This is a genomic window from Cognatiluteimonas lumbrici, assembly GCF_006476065.1.
In the GTDB taxonomy this organism is placed as follows: Bacteria; Pseudomonadota; Gammaproteobacteria; order Xanthomonadales; family Xanthomonadaceae; genus Cognatiluteimonas; species Cognatiluteimonas lumbrici.
On sequence record NZ_ML636798.1, the window covers coordinates 920,090 to 941,804 of the forward strand.

22 protein-coding genes are annotated in these 21,715 nt (G+C 70.2%); 10 read left to right on the forward strand and 12 right to left on the reverse strand.

The annotated features are described in order from the left end of the window. The first annotated feature begins 58 nt into the window (after nt 1-58). The 3 genes from E4F25_RS04540 to E4F25_RS04550 all read left to right on the forward strand — a co-directional run bounded on the left by E4F25_RS04540 (nt 59) and on the right by E4F25_RS04550 (nt 1,714). The gene (locus E4F25_RS04540) at nt 59-448 is read left to right on the forward strand and encodes a DoxX family protein (RefSeq protein ID WP_140909029.1); all 390 of its coding nucleotides are present in this window, start codon (nt 59-61) and stop codon (nt 446-448) included. An 80-nt stretch (nt 449-528) separates the two neighbouring features. Beyond that, nucleotides 529-1,053 (forward strand): RNA polymerase sigma factor, encoded by a 525-nt coding sequence (locus tag E4F25_RS04545; protein WP_140909030.1) that lies wholly within the window; start codon nt 529-531, stop codon nt 1,051-1,053. A 1-nt stretch (nt 1,054) separates the two neighbouring features. After that, nucleotides 1,055-1,714 (forward strand): hypothetical protein, encoded by a 660-nt coding sequence (locus E4F25_RS04550; protein WP_140909031.1) that lies wholly within the window; start codon nt 1,055-1,057, stop codon nt 1,712-1,714. Here the strand turns inward: E4F25_RS04550 and E4F25_RS04555 are convergent. After that, entirely contained in the window at nt 1,692-2,744 is a 1,053-nt protein-coding gene (locus tag E4F25_RS04555; protein ID WP_140909032.1) for a COG3904 family protein, read from the reverse strand. The two genes, E4F25_RS04550 and E4F25_RS04555, sit on opposite strands and share 23 nt — an antisense overlap. An 86-nt stretch (nt 2,745-2,830) precedes the next feature. On the opposite strand from E4F25_RS04555, the gene E4F25_RS04560 reads away from it, so the two are divergent. Next, entirely contained in the window at nt 2,831-5,026 is a 2,196-nt protein-coding gene (locus E4F25_RS04560; protein WP_246069748.1) for a penicillin acylase family protein, read from the forward strand. 11 nt (nt 5,027-5,037) lie between these two features. Here the strand turns inward: E4F25_RS04560 and E4F25_RS04565 are convergent, their stop codons facing one another. Then, the gene (locus E4F25_RS04565) at nt 5,038-5,715 is read right to left on the reverse strand and encodes a GNAT family N-acetyltransferase (protein WP_140909033.1); all 678 of its coding nucleotides are present in this window, start codon (nt 5,713-5,715) and stop codon (nt 5,038-5,040) included. A 54-nt stretch (nt 5,716-5,769) separates the two neighbouring features. Here E4F25_RS04565 and E4F25_RS04570 point away from each other — a divergent pair, with 54 nt between their 5' ends. Genes E4F25_RS04570 through E4F25_RS04580 form a run of 3 tightly spaced genes read left to right on the forward strand, consistent with a single transcriptional unit; the run spans nt 5,770 to nt 7,141 of the window. Continuing rightward, entirely contained in the window at nt 5,770-6,036 is a 267-nt protein-coding gene (locus tag E4F25_RS04570) for a hypothetical protein (RefSeq protein WP_140909034.1), read from the forward strand. A gap of 54 nt (nt 6,037-6,090) precedes the next feature. Next, on the forward strand, nt 6,091-6,474 hold the full coding sequence (locus E4F25_RS04575; RefSeq protein ID WP_140909035.1) for an antitoxin Xre/MbcA/ParS toxin-binding domain-containing protein: 384 nt from the start codon (nt 6,091-6,093) through the stop codon (nt 6,472-6,474). Beyond that, nucleotides 6,434-7,141, forward strand: coding sequence for an RES family NAD+ phosphorylase (locus tag E4F25_RS04580; protein WP_140909036.1), 708 nt, complete (start codon nt 6,434-6,436; stop codon nt 7,139-7,141). The genes E4F25_RS04575 and E4F25_RS04580 overlap by 41 nt, the downstream gene beginning before the upstream one ends. Before the next feature lie 3 nt (nt 7,142-7,144). Here E4F25_RS04580 and E4F25_RS04585 read toward each other — a convergent pair whose 3' ends face one another. The 4 genes from E4F25_RS04585 to E4F25_RS04600 form a co-directional block, all read right to left on the reverse strand. Continuing rightward, the gene (locus E4F25_RS04585; RefSeq protein WP_140909037.1) at nt 7,145-7,654 is read right to left on the reverse strand and encodes a hypothetical protein; all 510 of its coding nucleotides are present in this window, start codon (nt 7,652-7,654) and stop codon (nt 7,145-7,147) included. 155 nt (nt 7,655-7,809) lie between these two features. Then, nucleotides 7,810-8,766 (reverse strand): PLP-dependent cysteine synthase family protein, encoded by a 957-nt coding sequence (locus E4F25_RS04590; RefSeq protein ID WP_140909038.1) that lies wholly within the window; start codon nt 8,764-8,766, stop codon nt 7,810-7,812. After that, complete coding sequence (locus E4F25_RS04595; protein ID WP_140909039.1) at nt 8,763-8,942, reverse strand: hypothetical protein; 180 nt, start codon at nt 8,940-8,942, stop codon at nt 8,763-8,765. Before E4F25_RS04595 ends, E4F25_RS04590 begins: the two co-directional genes overlap by 4 nt. Nucleotides 8,943-8,989: 47 nt before the next feature. After that, nucleotides 8,990-9,655: an arylesterase gene (locus E4F25_RS04600; protein ID WP_246069749.1), complete on the reverse strand. Its 666-nt coding sequence runs from the start codon at nt 9,653-9,655 to the stop codon at nt 8,990-8,992. 35 nt (nt 9,656-9,690) lie between these two features. On the opposite strand from E4F25_RS04600, the gene E4F25_RS04605 reads away from it, so the two are divergent. After that, on the forward strand, nt 9,691-10,416 hold the full coding sequence (locus E4F25_RS04605; protein WP_246069750.1) for an ABC transporter ATP-binding protein: 726 nt from the start codon (nt 9,691-9,693) through the stop codon (nt 10,414-10,416). After that, nucleotides 10,413-12,920, forward strand: a complete 2,508-nt coding sequence (locus E4F25_RS04610; RefSeq protein WP_140909040.1) for an ABC transporter permease — start codon at nt 10,413-10,415, stop codon at nt 12,918-12,920. Before E4F25_RS04605 ends, E4F25_RS04610 begins: the two co-directional genes overlap by 4 nt. Nucleotides 12,921-12,930: 10 nt before the next feature. Here E4F25_RS04610 and E4F25_RS04615 read toward each other — a convergent pair whose 3' ends face one another. The 4 genes from E4F25_RS04615 to E4F25_RS04630 all read right to left on the reverse strand — a co-directional run bounded on the left by E4F25_RS04615 (nt 12,931) and on the right by E4F25_RS04630 (nt 19,992). Continuing rightward, on the reverse strand, nt 12,931-16,554 hold the full coding sequence (locus E4F25_RS04615) for a M1 family aminopeptidase (RefSeq protein ID WP_246069751.1): 3,624 nt from the start codon (nt 16,552-16,554) through the stop codon (nt 12,931-12,933). A 1-nt stretch (nt 16,555) separates the two neighbouring features. Further along, nucleotides 16,556-17,449: an ABC transporter ATP-binding protein gene (locus E4F25_RS04620; RefSeq protein WP_140909041.1), complete on the reverse strand. Its 894-nt coding sequence runs from the start codon at nt 17,447-17,449 to the stop codon at nt 16,556-16,558. An 89-nt stretch (nt 17,450-17,538) separates the two neighbouring features. Next, nucleotides 17,539-18,525 (reverse strand): Vgb family protein, encoded by a 987-nt coding sequence (locus E4F25_RS04625; protein ID WP_220433181.1) that lies wholly within the window; start codon nt 18,523-18,525, stop codon nt 17,539-17,541. 60 nt (nt 18,526-18,585) lie between these two features. Next, nucleotides 18,586-19,992, reverse strand: a complete 1,407-nt coding sequence (locus E4F25_RS04630; protein ID WP_140909042.1) for an MATE family efflux transporter — start codon at nt 19,990-19,992, stop codon at nt 18,586-18,588. A 126-nt stretch (nt 19,993-20,118) separates the two neighbouring features. Between E4F25_RS04630 and E4F25_RS04635 the strand changes: the two genes are divergently transcribed. Further along, entirely contained in the window at nt 20,119-20,487 is a 369-nt protein-coding gene (locus tag E4F25_RS04635; RefSeq protein ID WP_140909043.1) for a DUF1428 domain-containing protein, read from the forward strand. Nucleotides 20,488-20,800: 313 nt separating this feature from the next. Here E4F25_RS04635 and E4F25_RS04640 read toward each other — a convergent pair whose 3' ends face one another. Both E4F25_RS04640 and E4F25_RS04645 read right to left on the reverse strand, forming a co-directional pair. Further along, nucleotides 20,801-20,998, reverse strand: coding sequence for an oxidoreductase-like domain-containing protein (locus E4F25_RS04640; protein ID WP_140909044.1), 198 nt, complete (start codon nt 20,996-20,998; stop codon nt 20,801-20,803). A 2-nt stretch (nt 20,999-21,000) separates the two neighbouring features. Beyond that, on the reverse strand, nt 21,001-21,672 hold the full coding sequence (locus E4F25_RS04645) for a DsbA family oxidoreductase (protein ID WP_140909045.1): 672 nt from the start codon (nt 21,670-21,672) through the stop codon (nt 21,001-21,003). Between the last annotated feature and the right edge of the window lie 43 nt (nt 21,673-21,715).

Below are 21,715 nucleotides of genomic sequence, written 5' to 3' on the forward strand. Positions count from 1 at the left end.
GGGACCTTCTATGCTCGGGGCCGGCGCCGCTCCGGCGTCCTACCGCAAGGGGAAGACGATGAACAACCAGGTGGATATCGGAAAGCTGGTCCTGCGCGTCACCCTGGGAATGCTGGTCCTGCTCCACGGCGTGGCCAAGATCCGCGGCGGGATCGACCCGATCGTGGGCATGGTCACCGCGGCCGGCCTGCCCGGCTTCATCGCCTATGGCGCGTACATCGGCGAGGTGCTGGCGCCGCTGATGGTGATCGCCGGCTTCCACGCCCGCATCGGCGCGCTGCTGATCCTCGTCAACATGCTGTTCGCGATCGGCCTCGCGCACATGGGCGAGCTCGGCCAGCTCAACCAGAGCGGTGGCTGGGCGCTGGAGCTGCAGGGCATGTTCATCGGCACCGCGGTCGCGATCGCGCTGCTCGGCCCCGGCCGGTTCAGCGTCAACGGCAAGTGACGCCACGGGTGTGACGTTTCGCGCCCCGGCGCGAATCATGGTTCCCGAGGGGCGCTCCGGCGCCCGCGACGGGAACCAGGATGGAAACAGCCGCCGCCATGCGACGCGACGACCGGCGCGCCTTTGCCGAGGTGCTCGAGCAGCACGCCGGCATCGTGTTCAAGGTCGTCAACAGCTACGCCAGCAACCCGGATGACCGGGCGGACCTGGGCCAGGAGATCGCCGCGCAACTGTGGCGTGCCTGGCCCGGGTACGACCCGTCCCGGAGCCTGACCACGTGGATGTACCGGATCGCGCTCAATGTTGCGATCTCGCACCTGCGCGGGCGCAGCCTGCGCGAACGCCACCACGTGCCGCTCGAGGAAGGCCTGCACGACGCCGCCCACCACGATGCCGACGGCGCCGGCGAACGCGAACTGCTGCTGCAGCGCGTACTGGGCGGGCTCGCCCCGCTCGACCGCGCGCTCCTGCTGCTCCACCTGGAGGACCGCAGCCACCGCGAGATCGCGGAAGTGCTCGGCCTGCGCGAAAGCAACGTCGGGACCCGCCTCAGCCGCCTGAAGCAGCGCATCCGCCAGCAACTCTCCCCCGACGCAGGAGCCTGACATGGACAACACCCTCGAACTGCACGACCTCCGCCAGGCCTGGAAGGAACTCGACCAGCGCCTCCGCCACCAGCAGGACCTCAACCTGCAACTCGCCACCGGGGACCGCGTGCGCCGCGCCAAGGCCAGGCTGTGGCCGCTGCTGGCGGGGCAGTCGCTGCAGGCGCTGGCCGGCGTGGCGATGACGGTGTTCTTCGCCCGCTTCTGGATCGCGCACCTGCACGAGCCGCTGGCGCTGGCCTGCGGCCTGCTGATGCATGCCTGGAGCGTGGCGCTGGTGGTCTCCGCGGTGGTCGAACTGCTGCTCGCGCTGCGGATCAACTACGCGCAGCCGGTGCTCACCATCCAGAAGTACCTGGGCCTGCTGCGCTACTGGCGCACGCGGGTGGCGCCGCTGCTTGGGCTGGCGTTCTGGGTGCTGTGGCTGCCGCTGGTCGAGGTGCTGGCCAAGTGGGCGACGGGCGCCGACATCGGCCTGCGCTTCATGGCCTGGAACCTCGCGGTCGGCATCGCGGGTTTCGCCGCCACGCTGTGGTGGTTCCGGCACCTGCGCCGGCGCGCCAGCCGCATCGCCGACGCCATCGACGCCGACAACGCCGGCTGCGGAGTCCAGGGCGCGGAAGCGCTGCTGGCGGAGATCAGGGCGTTCGAGCGGCCGTGAGCGCGTCGTACTCCGAGAGCGGGCTCTGCTCCGGGCATTCCGGGTCGGGGAAGCCGAACCGGGCGCGCAGCGCCACCCCGCACTCGGCCATGGCGTCCACTTCCCCGCCCTCGTCGCCCGCGCACTGCTGCTCGAACGCGCGCACGAAGGCCTCCTTGCGATGCACGAACTCGATGCCGCAGCTGCGCGCGAGCTGGATCCGCTCCAGGTCTTCCTGTGCCGGGTTGCGGCCGGAGATGCCGTAGCGGCGCAGTTCCTCAGGGGTCAGCAGGCGCAGCGCGCGGCTCGGCACGGTCATCATCATGTCCGCCACCGCCACGTCCACGCCGTTGCGCGAGAGGTAGGCCTTGATGTTGTCGTGCACGCCGCGCAGCTCCGCGTCGAGTTCGGCGCGGGTGGTGGCCTCGGACTGCAGGCGGATGATGCGGTGGATGCCCACGGGCCCCGCGACCAGCCGGTTGTCGCCGGCGGCGAGCACGAACACGCAGGCGCTGTGGCACATGTCGCCCTCGCGCACCCAGATCGTCCAGTGCGACTCGGCGATCACGTCGCCGGCGCGGATGCCGTCCTCGACCATGCCGCCGGAGGAGTCGATGTCGAGCACGCGCCGCTCGATCTCCATGCGCTCGGCCATCGCGGTGGTGCGCTCGACCAGGTCGGCGAAGTCGCTGGTGATCTTGCCTTCGTAGCGCAACCGCACCACGCCGGTCTCGCGGCAGGGCGCGAGCGCGTCGAGCACGCTCAGGTAGCCCAGGTCCACCAGCGGTTCGCCGTCGCCGTCCTCGACGTAGTCGGTGCTGCAGCTCACGTAGGCGTTGCCCGAGGACAGCTTCGCCGGCGGCCACTTGGTGCCCTCCAGCACGTCTTCCGCGAGCGGCCGCTTCTCGGAGGCCGGGGTGCTGATGGCGCCGCCGCCGTTGTCGGCGCTGGTCAGTACGGGCTGCGGCGGAGCCGACGGCGGCTCCTGCCCACAGGCGGCAAGCGCGAGGCACGCGCCCAGCAGGAGGATCGGGAACGGGCGGCAATGCATGCGGACAGTGTGGGCCAGCGGGATGTCGGTAATGCTAACGGGCGATGAACCGGACTGACAGGAACCGGACCTGATAGGGTTCCGCCATGACCGGGCCCTTCACCCATAGCTTACGCCTGCTGGCGCTGGCCGCCCTCGTTGCCTGTGCAATGCCGGTGGCCGCGACCCCGCCGCAACCGGGCGCCGACGCCAGCGTCGACGACACCCGCGCCGATGCCGACCGTGAGCGCCGCGCACGCCACGCGCGCGCCGTCACCATCACCCGCGACGACTGGGGCCTGGCCCACGTGCACGGCGCGACCGACGCCGACGCCGTGTTCGGCATGGTCTACGCGCAGGCCGAGGACGACTACAACCGGATCGAGCGCAACTTCCTGTTCGCGCTGGGACGCACCGCCGAGGCCGACGGCGAGGAGGCGCTCTGGCAGGACCTGCGCGCGCGCATGTACCTGCCGCACGCCAAGCTGCGCCAGGCCTATGCCGACAGCCCGGACTGGCTGCAGCGGCTGATGGACGCCTGGGCCGACGGCCTCAACCACTACCTGGCCACCCATCCCGACGTCCCCAGGCTCGCGATCGAACGCTACGAGCCGTGGATGGCGCTGAGTTTCACCGAGGGCAGCATCGGTGGCGACATCGAGCGGGTGCCGCTGGGCGCGCTGGCGGAACTGTACGGCGCCGATCCGCGCATGACGCTGGCGCTGCGTGCGCCCGCCGACCCGTTGCGCGAGCCCACCGGCTCCAACGGCATCGCGATCGCCCCGTCGCGCACCGCCAACGGCAATGCGCTCCTGCTGATCAACCCGCACACCTCGTTCTTCTTCCGCTCCGAGCTTCAGATGAGCAGCGACGAGGGCCTGGATGCCTACGGCGCCGCGACCTGGGGCCAGTTCTTCATCTACCAGGGCTTCAACCGGCACGTCGGCTGGATGCACACCTCCACCGGCGCCGACAACATCGACGAATTCGTGCTCGACGTGGCCGAGCCGCTGGAGACCCGCGCCATCACCCTGCGCTACCGCAAGCCGGACGGCAGCCTCGGCGAACGCAGCTTCGACACCCTGCACTCGAAGTACGGGCCGGTGACGCGGCGCGGCGACGACGGCCTGGTGGCGACCGCGCTGATGGTCGAGCCGATCGCCGCGCTCGAGCAGAGCTGGCTGCGCACCAAGGCCGACGACCTCGCCAGCTACCTCGAGGTCGCGCGGCGCAAGGCCAACTCTTCCAACAACACGCTGTTCGCCAGCGACAAGGGCGAGATCGCCTACCTGCACCCGCAGTTCATGCCGGTGCGCGACGACCGCTTCGACTACACCAAGCCGGTCCCCGCCGGCGCGGACACAGCCTGGCAGGGGCTGCACGCGATCGCGGACCTGCCCAACGTCATCGACCCGCCCAACGGCTGGGTGATGAACACCAACAACTGGCCCTACTCGGCCGCCGGCGCGCACAGCCCGCGGATCGAGGACTACCCGCGCTACATGGACACCTTCGGCGAGAACCCGCGCGGCGAGAACGTGCTGCGGCTGCTCGCCGACGCCGAAGGCTTCACGATGGAGAAGCTGATCGCCACCGCCTACGACCCGTACCTGGTGGCGTTCGCGCGGCTGGTGCCGATGCTGGTCGCCGACTACGACGCGCTGCCCGCGGACGATCCGCGACGGACGCGGCTGCAGGGTCCGGTGGCCATGCTGCGCGACTGGGATTACCGCTGGAACATCGCCTCGATGCCGACCTCGCTGGCGGTGTTCTGGGGCGACCAGCTGTGGAGCGACCTGTCCGACGACGCGCGCGCGGCCGGCGAGCGGCTGCTGGACTACATGGAACGCGACGACGTCTCCGCGCAGCGGCTCGCGGCACTGGCCACCGCGGTCGAACGGCTCGAATCCGACTTCGGCAGCTGGGGCGTGCCCTGGGGCGAGATCAACCGCTTCCAGCGCCTGACCGGCGACCTCCAGCAGCCGTTCGACGATGCGAAACCCAGCATCCCGGTGCCGTTCACCTCATCGCGCTGGGGCTCGCTGGCCTCGTTCGGCGCGCGCCGTTACCCGGGCACGAAGCGTTACTACGGCACCAGCGGCAACAGCTTCGTCGCCGTGGTCGAGTTCGGCGAGCGGGTGCGCGCCCGCGCGATCACCGCCGGCGGCGCCAGCGGCCATCCGGATTCACCGCACTTCAACGACGAGGCCGAGCGCTACAGCACCGGCAACCTGCGCGAGGTCTACTTCTGGCCGGACCAGCTCGAGGGCCACGTCGAGCGCGTCTACCACCCCGGCCTGTAGGAGCGCCGCTCCTACGGGCGGCGGAGCGACCAGAAGCCGATGTCGGCGCGGTGGCGGAAGCCGAGCTTCGCGTAGAGCTCCAGCGCGCGCGTGTTCTCGTGGCTGACGTGCAGGAACGGCAGGCAGCCGCGCTCCAGGTTGTCGTTGGCCAGCATCGCGGTCAGCCGGCGCGCATAGCCGCGGCCGGTGAAGTCGGGGTGGGTGCAGATCGCGCTCAGCTCGCGGGTGTCGGCGGTGCCCAGGCGCTCGCCGACCATCGCCGCCAGGCGGCCGTCCATGTAGATCCCGAAATAGCGGCCCAGGTCCATCGTGCGCTGGCGGAAATAGTGCGGGTAGACCAGCGCGGTCAGGGCGATGGCGTCGGCCTGCTGCGAGGCATCGAGCTCGGCCACCTCCGGCCCCTCGGGTACCGGGATGGGTGCTTCGCGCACCATTTGCGCGAGCGGGCGGAAGGCCTCGCAGTGCCAGCCGGCCGGCACCTGCGGCAGCACGCCCAGCAGGTAGACGGTTTCCCCTGGCGCGACCAGCGCCTGCAGCGCTTCGTCCACGCGGGCATCGGGCGACGGGACGCCGAGGAACGGCGCGTATTCGGTGGGGTAACGGGCGACATCGTCGGCCAGCAGGGCAATGTCGCGATGGCGGGTCCGCAGCGAGGACCAGAACGGGTTGTCGAGGGCTTCATGGGCCATGTGCCCATGATACGCAGCGCCCCCACCACGGAAACCAACCCGGGAAAACCAGCCATGGCCAAGTCCAACCCCACCCGCCCCGGCGCGCCGCGCGACGAGAAGCGCGTCGACGACGGCAGCGAACTTCCCGACACCGACGGACCGGCGCTGAAGGATCCCCGCTCGATCGCCGCGATGGACAACATCGGGGTCGACGACCAGGGCGACCTGCTCGACGAGAACCTCGACGACGGCATCGGCGATCGCGGCAACGGCCGGCGCGACTTCAGCGACGACGTGCGCAGCGACACCATCGGAGGCCTCCCCGACAGGCACCAGTAGCGGGTTTGCATGGGAAATAAAGATGCACTATCCTTTCATGTGAAAGGAGGTCCCATGCCCAGCCAGGCCCGCCCTACCCCCGCCCCCGGCCTCGATCCGGGCGCGGTCCTGTCCAAGGCCGTGGTCCGCGCCGCCGAGCACCTGCAGCTCTCGCGCGCCGCGCTCGCCCGCGTGCTCGGACTCAGCGCGGCCAGCGTCACCCGCCTGCACCAGGGCCGGCTGCAGCTCGATCCGGAGAGCAAGGCCGGCGAGCTCGGCCTGCTGCTGGTGCGGTTGTTCCGTTCGCTGGATTCGATCGTCGGCGACCGCGAGGCCGCGCGCACCTGGCTCGGCTCCGAGAACCTCGGCCTCAACGGGGTGCCGAAGGAACTGGTGCTGAGCCCGCAGGGCCTGGTCCATGTCGTCGATTACCTGGACGCCCACCGCGCTCGCGGCTGAAGCGCGCCGCTGGGCGGGCGAAGGCTGGCGGGTGGTCGAGGCGCAGCACGCGGCCGCGACCATGAAGCTCGTGGACAGCGTCGAGGAACAGGTCCTGCTCGAGGACCTGCTCGAAGCCGCCAAGCCGCCCCTGCCGGCCGCGACGCGCGGCCTGCACTACCTGCTCGCGACCCCGTTCCGCTATCCGCCGCTGCCGCGCGGCTCGCGCTTCCGCGCGGCCGGCGAGCCGGGCGTGTTCTATGCCGCCGAGCGCCTGGCGACCGCGTGCGCGGAGCTCGGTTACTGGCGCTGGCGCTTCCTGCGCGACGCCCCCGCGCTCACCCGCATCGACGCGGTCGCGCACACCGCGTTCAAGGCCGGCTTCCGGGTGCTGGCGATCGACCTGCGCAAGCCACCCCTGGTCCGCGACGCCAGGCACTGGCGCGACCCCGACAGCTACGCCGCCACCCAGGAACTGGCGCGGCGCACGCGCGATGCCGGGGTCGAGGCGATCCGCTACGCGTCGGTGCGCGATCCGCGGCATGGCGGCTGCGTCGCGCTGCTCACGCCGGCCGGGTTCGCGGCGAAGTCGCCGCGCGGCACGCCGCAGACCTGGTGGCTCAGCGTCCGCCCCGACCGCGCACTGTGGGTGCGCGGCGGGGAGCGGCACGAATTTGCCTACGCCTGACGCTCAGAAGAACCGCTTGTCCTCGCAACCGGCCTCGTCCGCCTGCTGCGCGTTCGCGGGATAGAAGTGGAAGTCCACGCGTGCGGTGTAGCTGGCCGGATCATCCGGATCGGCGCCTGCGCGTGGCAGGTTCTTGAGACTGCACATGGACTTCGGATTGGCCGGACAGGCCTTCCGGTAGCGCAGCACCAGATTGTTGGGTCCCGCCTGCTGGCCGGCCTGCAGTCCCGCCTCGCAGAACTGCGCGAACTCCGCGACCGATACGCCGTGGTTGGCGATGCACTGGTCGGCCGTGACCGTGCCGCCCATCGGCTGCCCGTTGGGCCACACCGGCTGGGTCTTGCCGCTCAGGTAACACGCCCCCGAGGCCGGATCGCCGCCCACGGGTGGCTCGTCGGGCGGCAGGATCGGCTCCGCGTCGGATGGAGGCTGCAGGGCCTGCATCGCCAGTTTCAGGCAGGCCATCTGCGCATCGAGGCCCTTGAGTTTGGTGCACTCCTGCGGATCCGGCACGGCCTGCGACTGTGGTCCTGCCTGTTGTGGCGACGCGTGGATCCCAGTTCCCAATGCCACGGCCGCGATCGCGCAAGCCAGTACCGCCAGAGACTTCCAGCCCATGACTTCCCCCTCGCATCGGAACCGGAGTGGTTCCCCCAAGGGGGACAGTACTAGAGAAACGCGTCGCCGACGACGTCGTCCGCCGGCTGGCTGAAGTGGTCCTGCAGGTATTTCTCGCCTTCGTCGCAGAACAGCGTCACCACGGTGCGGAACTCCGGATGCTGTTCGCGCACGCGGCGCGCCGCGACCAGGTGCGCGCCGGAACTGGGGCCGCAGAGCAGGCCGTGCTCGCGCGCCAGCCGGCGCATCTCCGCGATCGCCTCGGCGCTCGAGACCGACAGGGTCGCGTCCACCAGTTCCGCGTGGCGCGCGAAGATCCCCGGCACGAATCCGTCGGAAATGCCTTCGATGTGGTGGGTGCTGACCTCGCCGCAGAGGATGGTCTGCGATTCCGAGGGCTCCATGGCGAACAGGCGCACCTTCGGGTTCGCCTTGCGGAAGGCCTGGCCGACGCCGATCAGGGTGCCGCCCGTGCCCACGCCCATGACCAGCGCGTCGGGCACGCGGTCGCCCAGCTGCGCCAGGATCTCCGGGCCGAGGATCTCGCGGTTCTCCTCGACGTTGTATTCGGATTCGAACTGGGCCGGCGCGAAATGGCCGGGCTGCTCGCCCAGGCGCTTCGCTTCCTCGAGCGCGGAGTTGACGTGGAAGTGGCCGACGAAGCGCACCTCCGCGCCGTACGCGCGCGAGATCGCCACGCGCTCGTTGGACAGCCCCTCCGGCATCATCACCAGCATCCGGTAGCCCTTCACCGCGGCAACCATAGACAGCGCGTTGCCGGTGTTGCCACTGGTGGCCTCGACGATGGTGTCGCCGGGCTTCAGCAGGCCCTGCTGCTCGGCCTTCTCGACCATGTACCAGGCGATGCGCGCCTTGATCGAGCCGGAGGGGTTCATGAACTCCAGCTTGGCGAACACGCCGTCGATCTCGAGCAGCGGCGTGTCGCCGATGGCGTCGAGGATCGTGCGCGAGATGCCGGCGTGGCGCAGGGCGGGGCCGGCGCTCATTCGGCCTTTTCCGGCCCCAGGGTCCAGCTCGGCGGGTCGCTGGCCGGGAAGCTCTGCTCGCTCTCGAAGTCGACCAGCTCCTGCTCGTCGACCACGCCGTCGCGGTTCTTGTCGCGAGGGTCGAACTCGCCTTCCTTCTGCTTCTGCTTCGGGTCGGGCTGCGGCTTGGTGTTCATCCATCCTCCGGCGACGGGACGACACACCCTTCATACGCCAATCCGCGTCAAGGCTCCAGCAGCGGCTCCAGCGCGGGCCAGACGTGGTCGAGCAGCTTCGGCTGCGCGGCGGCGGTGGGATGCAGGTCGTCGGCCTGGAAGGCGTCGGCATCGGCCGCGATCGGCGCGAGCAGGAACGGCAGCAGAGCGACGCCCTCGTCCTTCGCCACCGCGCGGAAGTTGGCCTCGAAGCCGTCGGTGTAGGCGCGCCCCAGGTTCGGCGGCATGCGCATGCCGACCAGCAGCACCTCGGCCCCGGCGCGTTTCGCCGCGCGCACCATCTTCGCCAGGTTGTCGCGGCTGGCCTGCAGCGGCAGCCCGCGCAGGCCGTCGTTGGCGCCGAGCTCGATCACCACCACGTCCGGGTCGGTGCGCTCGAGCACCTTCGCCAGCCGGGACACGCCGCCGGCGGTGGTTTCGCCGCTGACGCTGGCGTTCACCACCTTCCAGCCGGGCGCCCGCCGGGCCAGGCGCTTTTCCAGCAGCGCCACCCAGCCCTGCTCCGCGGCCATGCCGTAGCCGGCAGAGAGCGAGTCGCCGAACACGAGCACGGTGCGCTGCGCGGGCGCCGCGCTCGCCGGCGCGGCCAGCAGCAGCGCGGCCAGCATCGCCAGCAGCCAACCTTTGGCCCATTGCCTGCGCGCCGCCGCCACCGAATATCCGGGACAATGCATCCGTCCATTCTCCAACCTTCGCGGGAACCCCTATCTTGACCGACGCCACCCGATCACAGGCTGAAGCGGCCCCCATCCTGCAGGTGGAGGCGCTGGGCAAGCGCGTCCGCCTGCCCGCCGGCGAGCTGACCATCCTCGAAGGCCTCGGCTTCGAGGTCGCCAGCGGCGATACCGTGGCCATCGTCGGCGCCTCCGGTTCGGGCAAGAGCACGCTGCTGTCGCTGATGGCCGGGCTGGATCTGCCCAGCAGCGGCTCGGTGCGGCTGGCAGGCGTCGAACTGACCGCGCTCGACGAGGACGGCCGCGCCCGGGTGCGCGGCGAGCAGGTCGGCTTCGTGTTCCAGAGCTTCCAGCTGCTGCCCTCCCTCACCGCGCTCGAGAACGTGATGCTGCCGCTGGAACTGCGCGGCGACCGCGAGGTGGATGCGCCGGCGCGCGCGGTGCTGGAGAAGGTCGGGCTCGGGCACCGCCTCGGCCATTACCCGCGCCAGCTCTCGGGCGGCGAGCAGCAGCGCGTGGCGCTGGCGCGCGCGTTCGTGACCCGGCCCTCGTTGCTGTTCGCCGACGAGCCCACCGGCAACCTCGACACCCACACCGGCGAGGCGATCATCGAACTGCTGTTCGCGCTCAACCAGGATGCCGGCACCACCCTGGTGCTGGTGACCCACGACGAGCACCTGGCGGTGCGCTGCGGGCGCCTGCTGCGGCTGGACAGCGGCCGCCTGGTCGCCGACGAAGCACGCGCGGTGGCGGCTGCATGACCGCCGCCCGGATGGCCTGGCGCCAGCTGCGCCGCGATCTCGCGGCCGGCGAGGTGCGCATCCTGCTGGCCGCGCTGGCGCTGGCGGTGCTCGCGATCACCGCGGTCGGCTTCGTCACCGAGCGCGCCGAGCGCGCGCTGGTGCTGCAGGCCAACCAGCTGCTCGGCGGCGACGCGGTGGTGCGGTCGCGCAGCCCGGTCGAGGGCGCGATCCGCGAGGCGGCCGCGGCTCCCGGCCTGCGCCACAGCGAGACGCTGGAGTTCAACACCATGGTGCGGGTCGGCGACGCCGACGACGCGCGCCTGCAGCTCGGCGACCTGCGCGTGCTCGGCGACGGCTATCCGCTGCGCGGCAGCTACGTCGTTGCCGGCAGCGACGGCGTCGAGCGCAACGCCGAAGGCATCCCTGCGCCCGGCACCGCCTGGCTGAGCCGCGCCGGTGCCGAGACGCTCGGCGCCCGCATCGGCGACCGCATCGCGCTCGGCGAGGCCGAGTTCGAACTGGTCGCGCTGGTGGCGCAGGAGCCCGACGCCGCGCTCGACTACTTCAACGTCGCGCCCAAGGTGTTCATCAACCGCGCCGACCTCGACGCCACCGGGCTGGTGCAGGAAGGCAGCCGCATCCAGTACCGGCTGGTGGTCGCCGGCGACGCCGACGCCGTGCAGCGTTTCACCGCGCTCGCCGAGGCCAACCTCGCCGACCGGCAACGCCTGGAAACGGCGTCCGACGCCCGCCCCGAGATCCGCTCGGCGCTGGACCGCGCGGCCAGCTTCCTCGGGCTCGCGGCCCTGGTCTCGGTGGTGCTGGCCGCGGTCGCGGTGGCAATGGCGGCGCGCCGCCACAGCGAGCGCCACCTCTCCGGGACCGCGGTGATGCGCTGCCTCGGCGCCAGCCAGCGCACGCTGGTCTCGGTGCACGTCGGCGAGCTGTTGCTGCTCGCGCTGCTCGGCAGCGCCATCGGCGTGGCGATCGCGTTCGCGCTGCAATGGGGCATCGGCGCGTGGCTGTCGCGCGAACTCGGGATCGAGATCCCCCCCGCCAGCGCGTTGCCGGCCCTGCGCGGCTTCGGGATCGGCCTGCTGGTGCTGCTTGCCTTCGGTGCGCCGCCGGTGCTGGCCCTGCGCCGGGTGCCGGCGCTACGCGTAATCCGCCGCGACCTCGACCCGACCGAGCCGAGCGCCTGGGTGGTGATCCTGCTCGGGCTCGCCGGCCTGGCCGCGCTGCTGTGGTGGAAGTCCGGTTCTGCGACGCTGGCGCTGGCGCTGCTCGGCGGGCTGCTCGCCACCTTCGCGGCGCTGGCGCTGCTGGCCTGGTGCCTGGTGCTGGCGGTGCGTCGCCTGCGCGCGCGGCTGCGCGGCAGCCTGCGCTACGGCCTGGCCAACGTCGCGCGCCGCCCGGCCACAAGCATCGCCCAGGTCGCGGCGCTCGGCCTCGGGCTGATGGCGCTGCTGCTGCTGACCTTCGTGCGCACCGACCTGCTCGACCGCTGGCAGCTGGCGCTGTCGGAGACCGCCCCCAACCGCTTCATCATCAACGTGCAGGACGACCAGGTGGACGCGGTGCGCCGGCACATCGCCGAGGCCGGCGTCGGCGAGCCGGTGCTGTTCCCGATGATCCGCGCGCGCCTGGTCTCGGACAACGGCGAAGCGGTCACCGGCGAGGACTATGCCGCCCGCGGCGAGCGCGCCCGGCGCATGGCCGAGCGCGAGTTCAACCTGTCCATGGCCGATGCCCTGCGCGACGACAACGAGGTCGTCGCCGGCACCTTCTGGACCGGGCCGACGACGACCCCCGAGCTGTCGGTCGAAGAGGAGTTCGCGCGCGACCTCGGCTGGAAGCTCGGCGACCGCATCGGCTTCGACATCGCCGGGCAGCCGTTCGAAGCGACCATCACCAGCCTGCGCACGGTGGACTGGGAAAGCTTCCGCCCCAACTTCTTCGTGATCGCCTCGCCCGGTTCGCTCGACGCCTTCGCCGCCAGCCACATCACCGCGGTGACGGTGCCGCCGGACGCGACGCGCTTCACCGCCGACCTGGTCGAGGCGTTCCCCAACCTGTCGGTGATCGACATCTCCGCGGTGCTGGCGCAGGTGCGCGACACCGCGGACCAGGTCTCGACCGTGGTCGAGGTGGTGTTCTGGTTCTCGCTGCTGGCCGGGCTGCTGGTGCTGATGGCCGCGGTCAGCGCCAGCCAGGACGAGCGCCTGCTCGAGGGTGCGGTGATGCGCGTGCTCGGCGGCAGCCGCGGGCAGATGCGGCTGGCGCAGGCCTCGGAGTTCGCGGCGATCGGATTGCTGTCGGGCCTGGTCGCGGCGATCGCGGCCTCGCTGCTGGCCGGGATCATCGCGGTGCAGGTGTTCGAGCTGCCGTGGGAGCCGGACTGGGCGATGGCGGCCGCCGGCGCCGCGCTGGGCATGGCCGCGGCGCTGCTGGCCGGCCTGTTCGCCACCCGCCGCGTGCTCGACGCGCCGCCCTCGGTGACGCTGCGCGAGCTCGACAACTAGTCGTCGGCGACTATTCGACGATCGTGACCGACTTGCGGTTGTCCGAAGGCACCTTGTCGATCAGCTTGTTGTAGGGATCGAAGCCGACGCTGTCCGGCCGTCCGTCGACGACGACCTTCACCACCTGTTCGGCCGCGTCCGCTCCGGCGGCGATCCTGCGCGGCTCGAGGTACAGCACCCTCTCGTCCTTCTCTTCGCCCGAGGGCCCGTCGGCGAACACGCCGATCTCCACCCGGTCGTCCATCGCGACCGCCGCCTCGCGCCCCTTGCCATCGGCGTGGAACTTGCCGGCGTGCAGCGTCATCGTCACTTCGTAGCGTCCGTCGGGGAGCTTCCTCGCGGTCGCCGCGGCCACCCGGTTGTCGTACAGGGTGATCTTTTCGAACAGGTCGGTGACCAGCTGCTCCCTCCCAGGCCCCGCTTCCTCCCGGATGTAGCGAAGCAGGTCCAGCGTGGTCGGGTACGGAGGCATGCCGAAGCGACGATCCGCCACGAAGCGCGAGAGCGCGCGGTTCAGGGCGTCCTCGCCCATCTCCTCGCGCAGCCGGTAGAACACCAGCGAGCCCTTGTTGTAGTGGATGTAGGCCTGGTTCTCGGCACGGTACAGCGGCAACTCCTCCAGCCGCTCGGTACCGCGGCCGGCGAGGTAGCGGTCCAGTTCGTACTTCAGGAACTGGCGCATGCGCGCGCGACCGTACTCCTGCTCCATCACCATCAGCGCCGAGTACTGCGCCAGCGATTCCACCAGCACCGTCCCGCCCTGCGAGTTCGCGCCGGCCACCTGGTGCCCCCACCACTGGTGCGCGACTTCGTGCGCGGTGACGTAGAACACGTAGTCGATCGCGTCGTCGCGGGTCAGATCGGCGATGAAGCCGATGGACTCGGAGAACGGGATGGTGTTGGCGAACGACTGCGCGAACGACGCATAGCGGGGAAATTCCAGGATCCGGACCTGGTCGAACTGGTACGGCGCGAACGCCTCCTCGTAATAGGCCAGCGACTTGCGGACCGCCTCGATCATCCGCTCTACGTTGTAGGCGTGCCGGGGGTCGTGGTAGACCTCGATCGGAAGTCCCTCGTAGTCGCCCTTCGCCACCGCGTAGCGCGCCGACAGCACCGAGTAGAAGTCCAGCATCGGCTGGTCCATCGCGTAGGCGTAGCAGCGGCGACCGTCCTTCTCGAAGCTGCGCTGCAGCTTGCCCGGCGACAGCGCGACCTGGTCCGGCGCGGTGCAGATCGTGGCCGAGTAGTCGATCCAGTCGGCATCGTCGGTCAGGTAGGTGGCCTGGCGCGCCGCGACGTCCTCCAGCTTCGGCATGCGCGTGGGCTCGCCGAGCCCGCGCTTGCGCCGCTCATTGCGGTCCTCCAACTCCATGCCGGCGTCGTAGCCGAACCCGGGGAAATAGCTGCTGTTGAAGAAGGTGCCGTTCTCGACGATCGCTGTCTGCGCCTGGCCGTTGGTGATGCCACGGGGGTGGTAGTCGACCGCGAAGTGCATCTCGCGCCGCTCGCCCGGCTGCATCGGCTCGTCCAGCCGGTAGATGCGGTAACCGATCGGCTCGTCGTACGTCACCAGCTCCTGCCCGCCGAAGTCGATCGACTCCAGCGCCTCGGCATCCGCCAGGTGCACATGGACATCGGTGATTGGCGTGTCGTGGGTGTTGGCGATGCGGTAGGTACCGGTGGCACGCATCACCTGGGTTTCAGGACGCAGGTCCACGTCCACGTGCACCTTCTCGATCTTCGGCTGCGGCAGCCCCTCGTACTGCTTGTATTCCTTCTCGTAGTGCGCAAGCCGGTCGCGCTCGACGTCCGGCGCCACGTACTCGTTGCGGATGTTGGTGTTCCAGAACAGCCAGCTCCCCAGGACGACGAACCCGGCAAGGGACACCGCCAGCACCGCGCCGACCGGTCCACGCAGGCGCGCGCGCATTGCCCGCATGCGCCTGCTCCAGCCGGTCTCGGTGCCGCGCACCCACAACGCGGTCGCGATCGCCAGCAAGGCCACCATGAACAGCGCCCAGTAGGCCTGGAACGACAGTTGTCCGGGGAGGAAATGGCCGTAGCCGTTCATGTCCGACCACGGCGCGTTCGGCGCGCCGCCGACAATGTACAGGTTGTGGCTGAAGTCGAGCGCGTCGAGCACACCTTGCGCCAGCAGCACCGCGATCACCAGCGCGTAGCCGGCGAACTTGTTGTGGGTAATGCCCTGCAGGGCCAGCGCCAGCATCGCCATCAGCCCGAAGAAGATGCTGCCGTTGAGCAGCAGCTTGAGCCAGGTCAGCGGCTCCACCGGGATTCCGCGGCCCAGCTGGAACAGGATGCCGGCGATGGCGCCGATGGCCTGGAACACCACGATCACCAGGAACAGCGCGCCGAGCTTGGCCAGCACCGGCATCCAGTCCGGGGTCGGCATGGCGTCGGTCACTTCGTTGACGCGCGCCACCCGCGGCCGCGCGGCCAGTTCGCCGGCGTAGAACAGCACCACGATCACCAGCAGCCAGCTGTAGGCGCCCTGCAGCACGTCGGCCACCCGCGAGGTCACCGGATGGGTCGGCGTCCCGTACATGAAGTCCATCGTGAACAGCGACGGCAGGAAGTTCGCGAGCCCGAACAGCAGCATCACGATCAGCGGCACGCTGCGCAGCACGCTGGTGGTGTCGAACCAAAGCATGGAGACGAACTGGCGCGCGGTGACCAGCGCGCCGGTGTCCGGCGTGTGCACGGGCACGCGCGCGGGGGTCTCGGCCGCGACCGCGGCCGCTGGCGTGGTCGTGGCCGGCGCCGCCGGCTTCCGGCGCCGGCGCCAGCCCTTGCCGGTACCGGTGCGTTCGGTGCGGAACAGGGCGAACGCAGCGCCTACCAGGCCCAGGCCGACAGCCAGCCAGAGCGCACGGTTGGCGAGGATGTACCTGGAAAGCTCCGGGATCGCATGGTTGCGCTGGTCGGTGGCCCAGTAGCGGATCGTGCGGCTGAGCGCGCGCGCACCCAGCGGATCCGCCATCACCGCCATCCACACGTTGTCCAGGTCGCGCACCAGCGACTGGCTGACGGCCCAGCCGACGATGTAGCCGAGCAATCCGATGTACACCCAGAGGATCGAGCGGGTCAGCACCGCCAGCAGCCCGAGCAGGCCCAGCGCGAACACCAGGTTGGGAAGCACGATCACGCCCAGCGCCCAGGCATAGGCTCGCCAGGGCGTCGGTCCGAGCCGCTCCGGATCGATCCACGGCATGTGTTGCGCCAGCAGCATCGCCCCGGCGATCACCAGGAACACCACCACGCAGGCGAGGAATGCCGCCAGCATCCGCCCGACCAGGTAGTCCCGCTTGCGGATCGGGTGCGAGAACACGAGGTCCGCCGTGCCGAGCTCGAAGTCCCCGAGCAGTGCATGGCTGACGATCCCGGCGATCGCCAGCAACCCGACCAGGGTGAACATGGCCAGGATGGTGATCACGACCGTCGGCGCGTTCTTGTAGACGCCACCGGCGGCGCCCCCGATCTGCACCGCCTCGCTCGACATTGCGCCGAACGCCAGCAGGCCGAAGAACAGCGCGAACATCCACAGCAGTCCGCTGCGCATCTGCTCCCGCCATTCGAAGCGCAGGAACTCCCACATCGCGGGTGCCGGCATCTCAGGCCGCCTTCTGCTGCAGGCGCAGTTGCCGGAAGTAGACGTCCTCCAGCCCGGCATCGATGCGCTCGAAGCCGTCGCCCGGATCGGACTCGGAGAACACGTGGATGATCGGTTGCCCGCCGACCAGCCGCGTCGACAGCACCTGGTATCGCGACTGGTACCCGGGCAACTCGGCCTTGTCGACCTTGCGCCGCCAGACGTGCCCGGCGAGCGCCGCGATCGCGTCCGCGGGCTGCCCCGCCAGCAGCACCTGGCCCTTGTTCATGATCGCCATGCGCTGGCACAGGTCGGTGACGTCCTCGACGATGTGCGTGGACAGGATCACCGCCACGTTCTCGCCGATCTCGGCCAGCAGGTTGAGGAACCGGTTACGCTCCTCCGGGTCGAGGCCGGCGGTCGGCTCGTCAACGATCACCAGCCGCGGCTGGCCGAGCAGTGCCTGGGCGATGCCGAAGCGCTGGCGCATGCCGCCGGAATAGGTACCGAGCTTGCGCTTGCGCGCGTCCCACAGGTTGACCTGCTTCAACAGCCCCTCGACCGTCTCCTTGCGTGGCCCGCGCGCGACCAGCCCCTTGAGGATCGCGAAGTGGTTCAACAGGTCCTCGGCGCAGACTTTCGGGTACACGCCGAAGTCCTGCGGAAGGTAGCCCAGCTGCCGGCGCACCGCGTCCTTGTCGCGCAGCATGTCGATGCTGCCGCCGCTGCCGTCGTCCATCGTGGCGCTGCCGGCGTCTGCATCCTGCAGCGTCGCCAGGGTGCGCATCAGCGAGGACTTGCCGGCGCCGTTGGGGCCAAGCAGGCCGAACATGCCGCGCGGGATGTCGAGGCTGATGTAGTCCAGCGCGCGGACACCGTTGGAATAGGTCTTCTGCAGCGAGCGGATCGTGATCATGGCGCCTCCCTTGGACCGGAGGACGATATCAGCCGCCCACCGATGGAGGGCGCGCCCAAAGTCACCATGACCAATGGGGCACCGGGCGACTAGTCCGCGTGGCGCACCACCACCAGCCGGTCGGTGCCCGACTCCGCGCCCCAGGCTTCGCCGTCGCGACCGAGCATCTGCCGCACCGCCGCCGTGGGCTTGTCGCTCGGGAACGCGACGAAGGTTTCGGTGTCCGGGTCGAAGCGCACGATGGCGTTGGCGTCGAAATCGGTCAGCCAGACCTTGTCGTGCTCGTCCACCCACACCGAATAGGTCTTCGGCTTGCTGCCCGGCAGCTTCCACTGGCGCCACGCCTCGCCCTCGGCGGCCGCCGGGTCGTAGACGCTGACCTGGCCGGACATCCACTCGCTGACCCAGATACGCCCCTGCGAGTCGCTCCACACCCGGCGCGCGCCCTGCCCTTCGGTCGGCGGGTCGATCGGCGTCGCCTTGCCGGTCTTCGTGTCGATGCGCGCGATGTGGTTGCCGGCGAGCGAGGCGTAATACACGTCGCCGGAGGGCGTGGTGGTGATGCCGTACGGCCCGCGGCCGCGCGGAGACTCCCATACGTCCACCTTGCCGGTCGCCGGGTCCACGCGCCCGTGGTAACCGGACTGGCCGGTGAACCAGAGGATGCCGTTGCCGTCGAAGGTGGCGGTGTTGAGGTTGGCGTACTCCTCGATCGGCAGCGGGAGCACGTCGACCGCATGGGTCTTCTCGTCCACGCGCACGATCGCGTTGAGGCCGCCGTCGGTGACCCAGAGGTCGCCGTCGGGGCCGATGATCACGCCGTGCGGGCGCGAGCCCTCGCCCAGGGGAATCTGCAGGGTCTCGCCCGTGGCCGGATCCAGCCGGCCGAGCGCGCCCTGGTGCTGCGCGGTGTACCAGACCGGACCGCCGGGACGCGGATCGGCGGCGACGTCATGCGGATGGGCGCCCTTGGGCACCGGGTAGTACTGCACTTCGGCAGCGAGCGCGGTGCCGGCGAAGGCGGTGCCGACGAACGCGGCGGCAGCGAACAGCAGGACGGCGATGGCGTGGCGCATGGCAGGGCCTCCCTGTGTGGAGGCCCAAGCCTAGCGCGTCCGCGCGCGCGTTTGGGCGCGCTAGACCTGGGCGCTCTTCCAGCTGCCGCGACTGAACAGCCACAGCGTGAACAGGCCGACCGAGGTCTCGGAGAAGAACACCGCCCAGAACACGCCGGACGAGCCCCAGTCCAGGTGCAGCGCCAGCCACCAGGCCAGCGGGATCTGCATGAACCAGAAGAACACCAGGTTGATCCAGGTCGGGGTCACCGTGTCGCCGGCGCCGTTGAAGGCCTGCACCGCGACCATCCACCAGCCGTAGACGAAGAACGAGTAGGAGACGATGCGCAGCCATTCGCCACCGACCGCGATCACCTCCGGGTCGGCGGTGAACAACGCGATGATGCGGTCGTGGAAGACGAAGAACAGCACCGCGACCGCGACCATGTAGGCCATGTTGTACCAGCCGATGCGCCACACGGCGGACTCGGCGCGCTCCGGGTGCCCCGCCCCCAGGTTCTGGCCGACCAGCGTGGCCGCGGCGTTGGACATGCCCCAGGCCGGCATGGTCGTGAACATCAGCATGCGCAGCGCAATGGTGGCGCCGGCCACGGCATCGGAGCCGATGCTCGCCAGGATCCGCACAAGGAAGATCCAGGAGGTCATGCCGATGATCATCTGCCCCACCCCGCCGAGCGAGGTGCGCACGATGTTCCGGAGGATGTCGCCGCGCCACACCAGTTGCGAGGCGAGCACGCGGATGTGCTTGCCGCCGCGGAACAGGATCCAGAGCTGCATCAGCACGCCGGTGCCGCGGCCGATGGTGGTGGCGATCGCGGCGCCTTCCACGCCCATCGCCGGCACTGGCCCGAAGCCGAAGATCAGGATCGGGTCGAGCACGATGTTCAGCGCGTTCGCCACCCACAGCACGCGCATTGCGATCGCCGCGTCGCCGGCGCCGCGGTAGATCGCGTTGATCACGAACAACAACATGATCACCGCGTTGCTGCCGAGCGCCCACTGCATGTAGCCGACACCGTGCTCCAGCGTCCACGGGTCGCCGCCCATCAGCGCCAGCAGCTCGCGCGCCCACACGATGCCGACCACCGCGAACGGCACCGAGGCCAGCAGCGCGATCCAGATCGCCTGCACCGCGGTGATCGCGGCGGCCTCCGGCTTGTGCTCGCCGACCCGCCTGGCGACCGTGGCGGTGACCGCCATCGCCAGGCCCATCGCGATCGCGTAGAGCAGGAACAGGTAGGTCTCGGTCAGGCCGACGGTGGCCACCGCCGAGGGGCCGAGCCTGGCCACGAACCAGATGTCCACCACCGCGAAGGTGGATTCGAGCACCAGCTCCAGCACCATCGGCACCGCCAGCAGGAACACGGCGCGGCGCAGGGGGATGGCGGTGTAGTCGGCGCCGGTGCCGCGGATCGCGTCGCGCAGCTCGGACCAGAGAGAGGCGGCGGGCGGGGCTGCTGTCGTCATCGGCCGTTTTCCGCAAAGGGGTCGATACTACCGACGAACCGGCACCCCGGGAATCGACACCCGGGATGTCGATTCGGGCCCCCTCCGCGCGTCGTAGGGGGACACCCACCAGACAGGAGCAGAGCCATGGCCTACATGGACGGATTCGTGGCGGCGGTCCCCACCGCCAACCAGCAGAAGTACCTGGATCACGCCAACAAGGGCGATTCGATCTTCATCGAGTTCGGCGCCACCCGCGTCGTCGAGTGCTGGGGCGACGACGTCCCGGACGGCACCCTCACCGACTTCCGCAAGGCGGTGCAGGCGAAGGACGACGAGACGGTGGTGTTCGCGTGGATCGAGTGGCCGGACAAGGCCACGCGCGACGCCGGGATGCAGAAGATGATGGAGGATCCGCGGATGGCCGATAACCCCATGCCGTTCGACGGCAAGCGGCTGATCTACGGGGGCTTCCGGCCGATCCTGGACCTCGGCGGCCGGAAGCCTGCCGGCTGACCCCCGGGTCAGCTCACGCGGAACATCGGCTGGCGCGTGCGCCCCGCGGTGTAACCGTGGTGGCGTGCGCGGCGCCTGCGCGGCGCCGGGCGGGCGTGGACCGGGACCGGCTGCGGGCCCGGGAACAGCGCGGACGCAAGCTCCGCGGCGGAACTTCTGGTGTTGCTGGACTTGCCCCGTGACTTGCGACGGAAGAGGGACAGGACCTTGTGTGCTATTTTGGGTTCCTCCTTTGTTTTTCCAATGAATACAACGGCTTACGCCGCGTATTGTAGCACACCCGGAGTTTTATGAACAGGGGGCTCGACCGGCCTCAGCCAGCGCTTGGCGGGGCCGGCGCGTTGCGCGCCTCCCAGGCAGCCAGCGCCGCCTCGTAGTCCTCGAGCTGCTGCTCGTAGACGTCGTTGACGCACATCGCGCAGCCGTCGCCGCAGCAGTCGCCCGGCAACGGCTTCTCCGGCGGCACCGGCCGCGGATCGTGGGGTGTCGCGTCGGACTTCCCGGCAACCACGTTCAGCCCTTCCGCTTCTCCGCGGCGACCTGGCGCAGCGCCTGTTCGAACACCTCGGGCGGCTGCCCGCCGGAGATCAGGTGCTTGCGCTCGAGGATGATCGCCGGCACCGCGCGGATGCCGTGGGACTGGAAGAACTGCTCGCCGATGCGGACCTCGTCGGCAAAGGCGCCGGACGCGAGGATCTCCCGCGCGCGCGCCTCCGGCAGCCCGGCCTCGCCCGCGATCGCCACCAGGGTGTCGTGGTCGGACACGTTGCGGCCCTCGCTGAAGTACGCCCGCAGCAGCCCGTGCTTGAGCGCACGCTGCTTGTCCTCGCCTTCGCCTTCCGCCCAGTGCAGCAGCCGGTGTGCGTCGAAAGTGTTGTAGATGCGGCTGCGCCTGGCCATGTCGAAGGTGAAGCCCAGGGCGGCGCCGCGGTCGACGATGACCTGCTGGTTGGCGGCGGCCTGCTCGGCCGACATGCCGTACTTGCGCTGCAGGTGGCCCTCGGCGTCCTCGCCTTCCGCGGGCATCTGCGGATTCAGCTCGAACGGCTGGAAGTGGATCTCGGCCTCGACCTCGCCGCGGGTGCGCTCCAGCGCCCGTTCCAGCGACATCAGGCCCACGGCGCACCAGGGGCAGACCACGTCGGAGACGAAATCGATGCGCAGGCGGGTGGGAGTGGCGTCCATGCCGCTAAGATCGCACATCACGCGTGTCCCGGGAGTCGTCGCC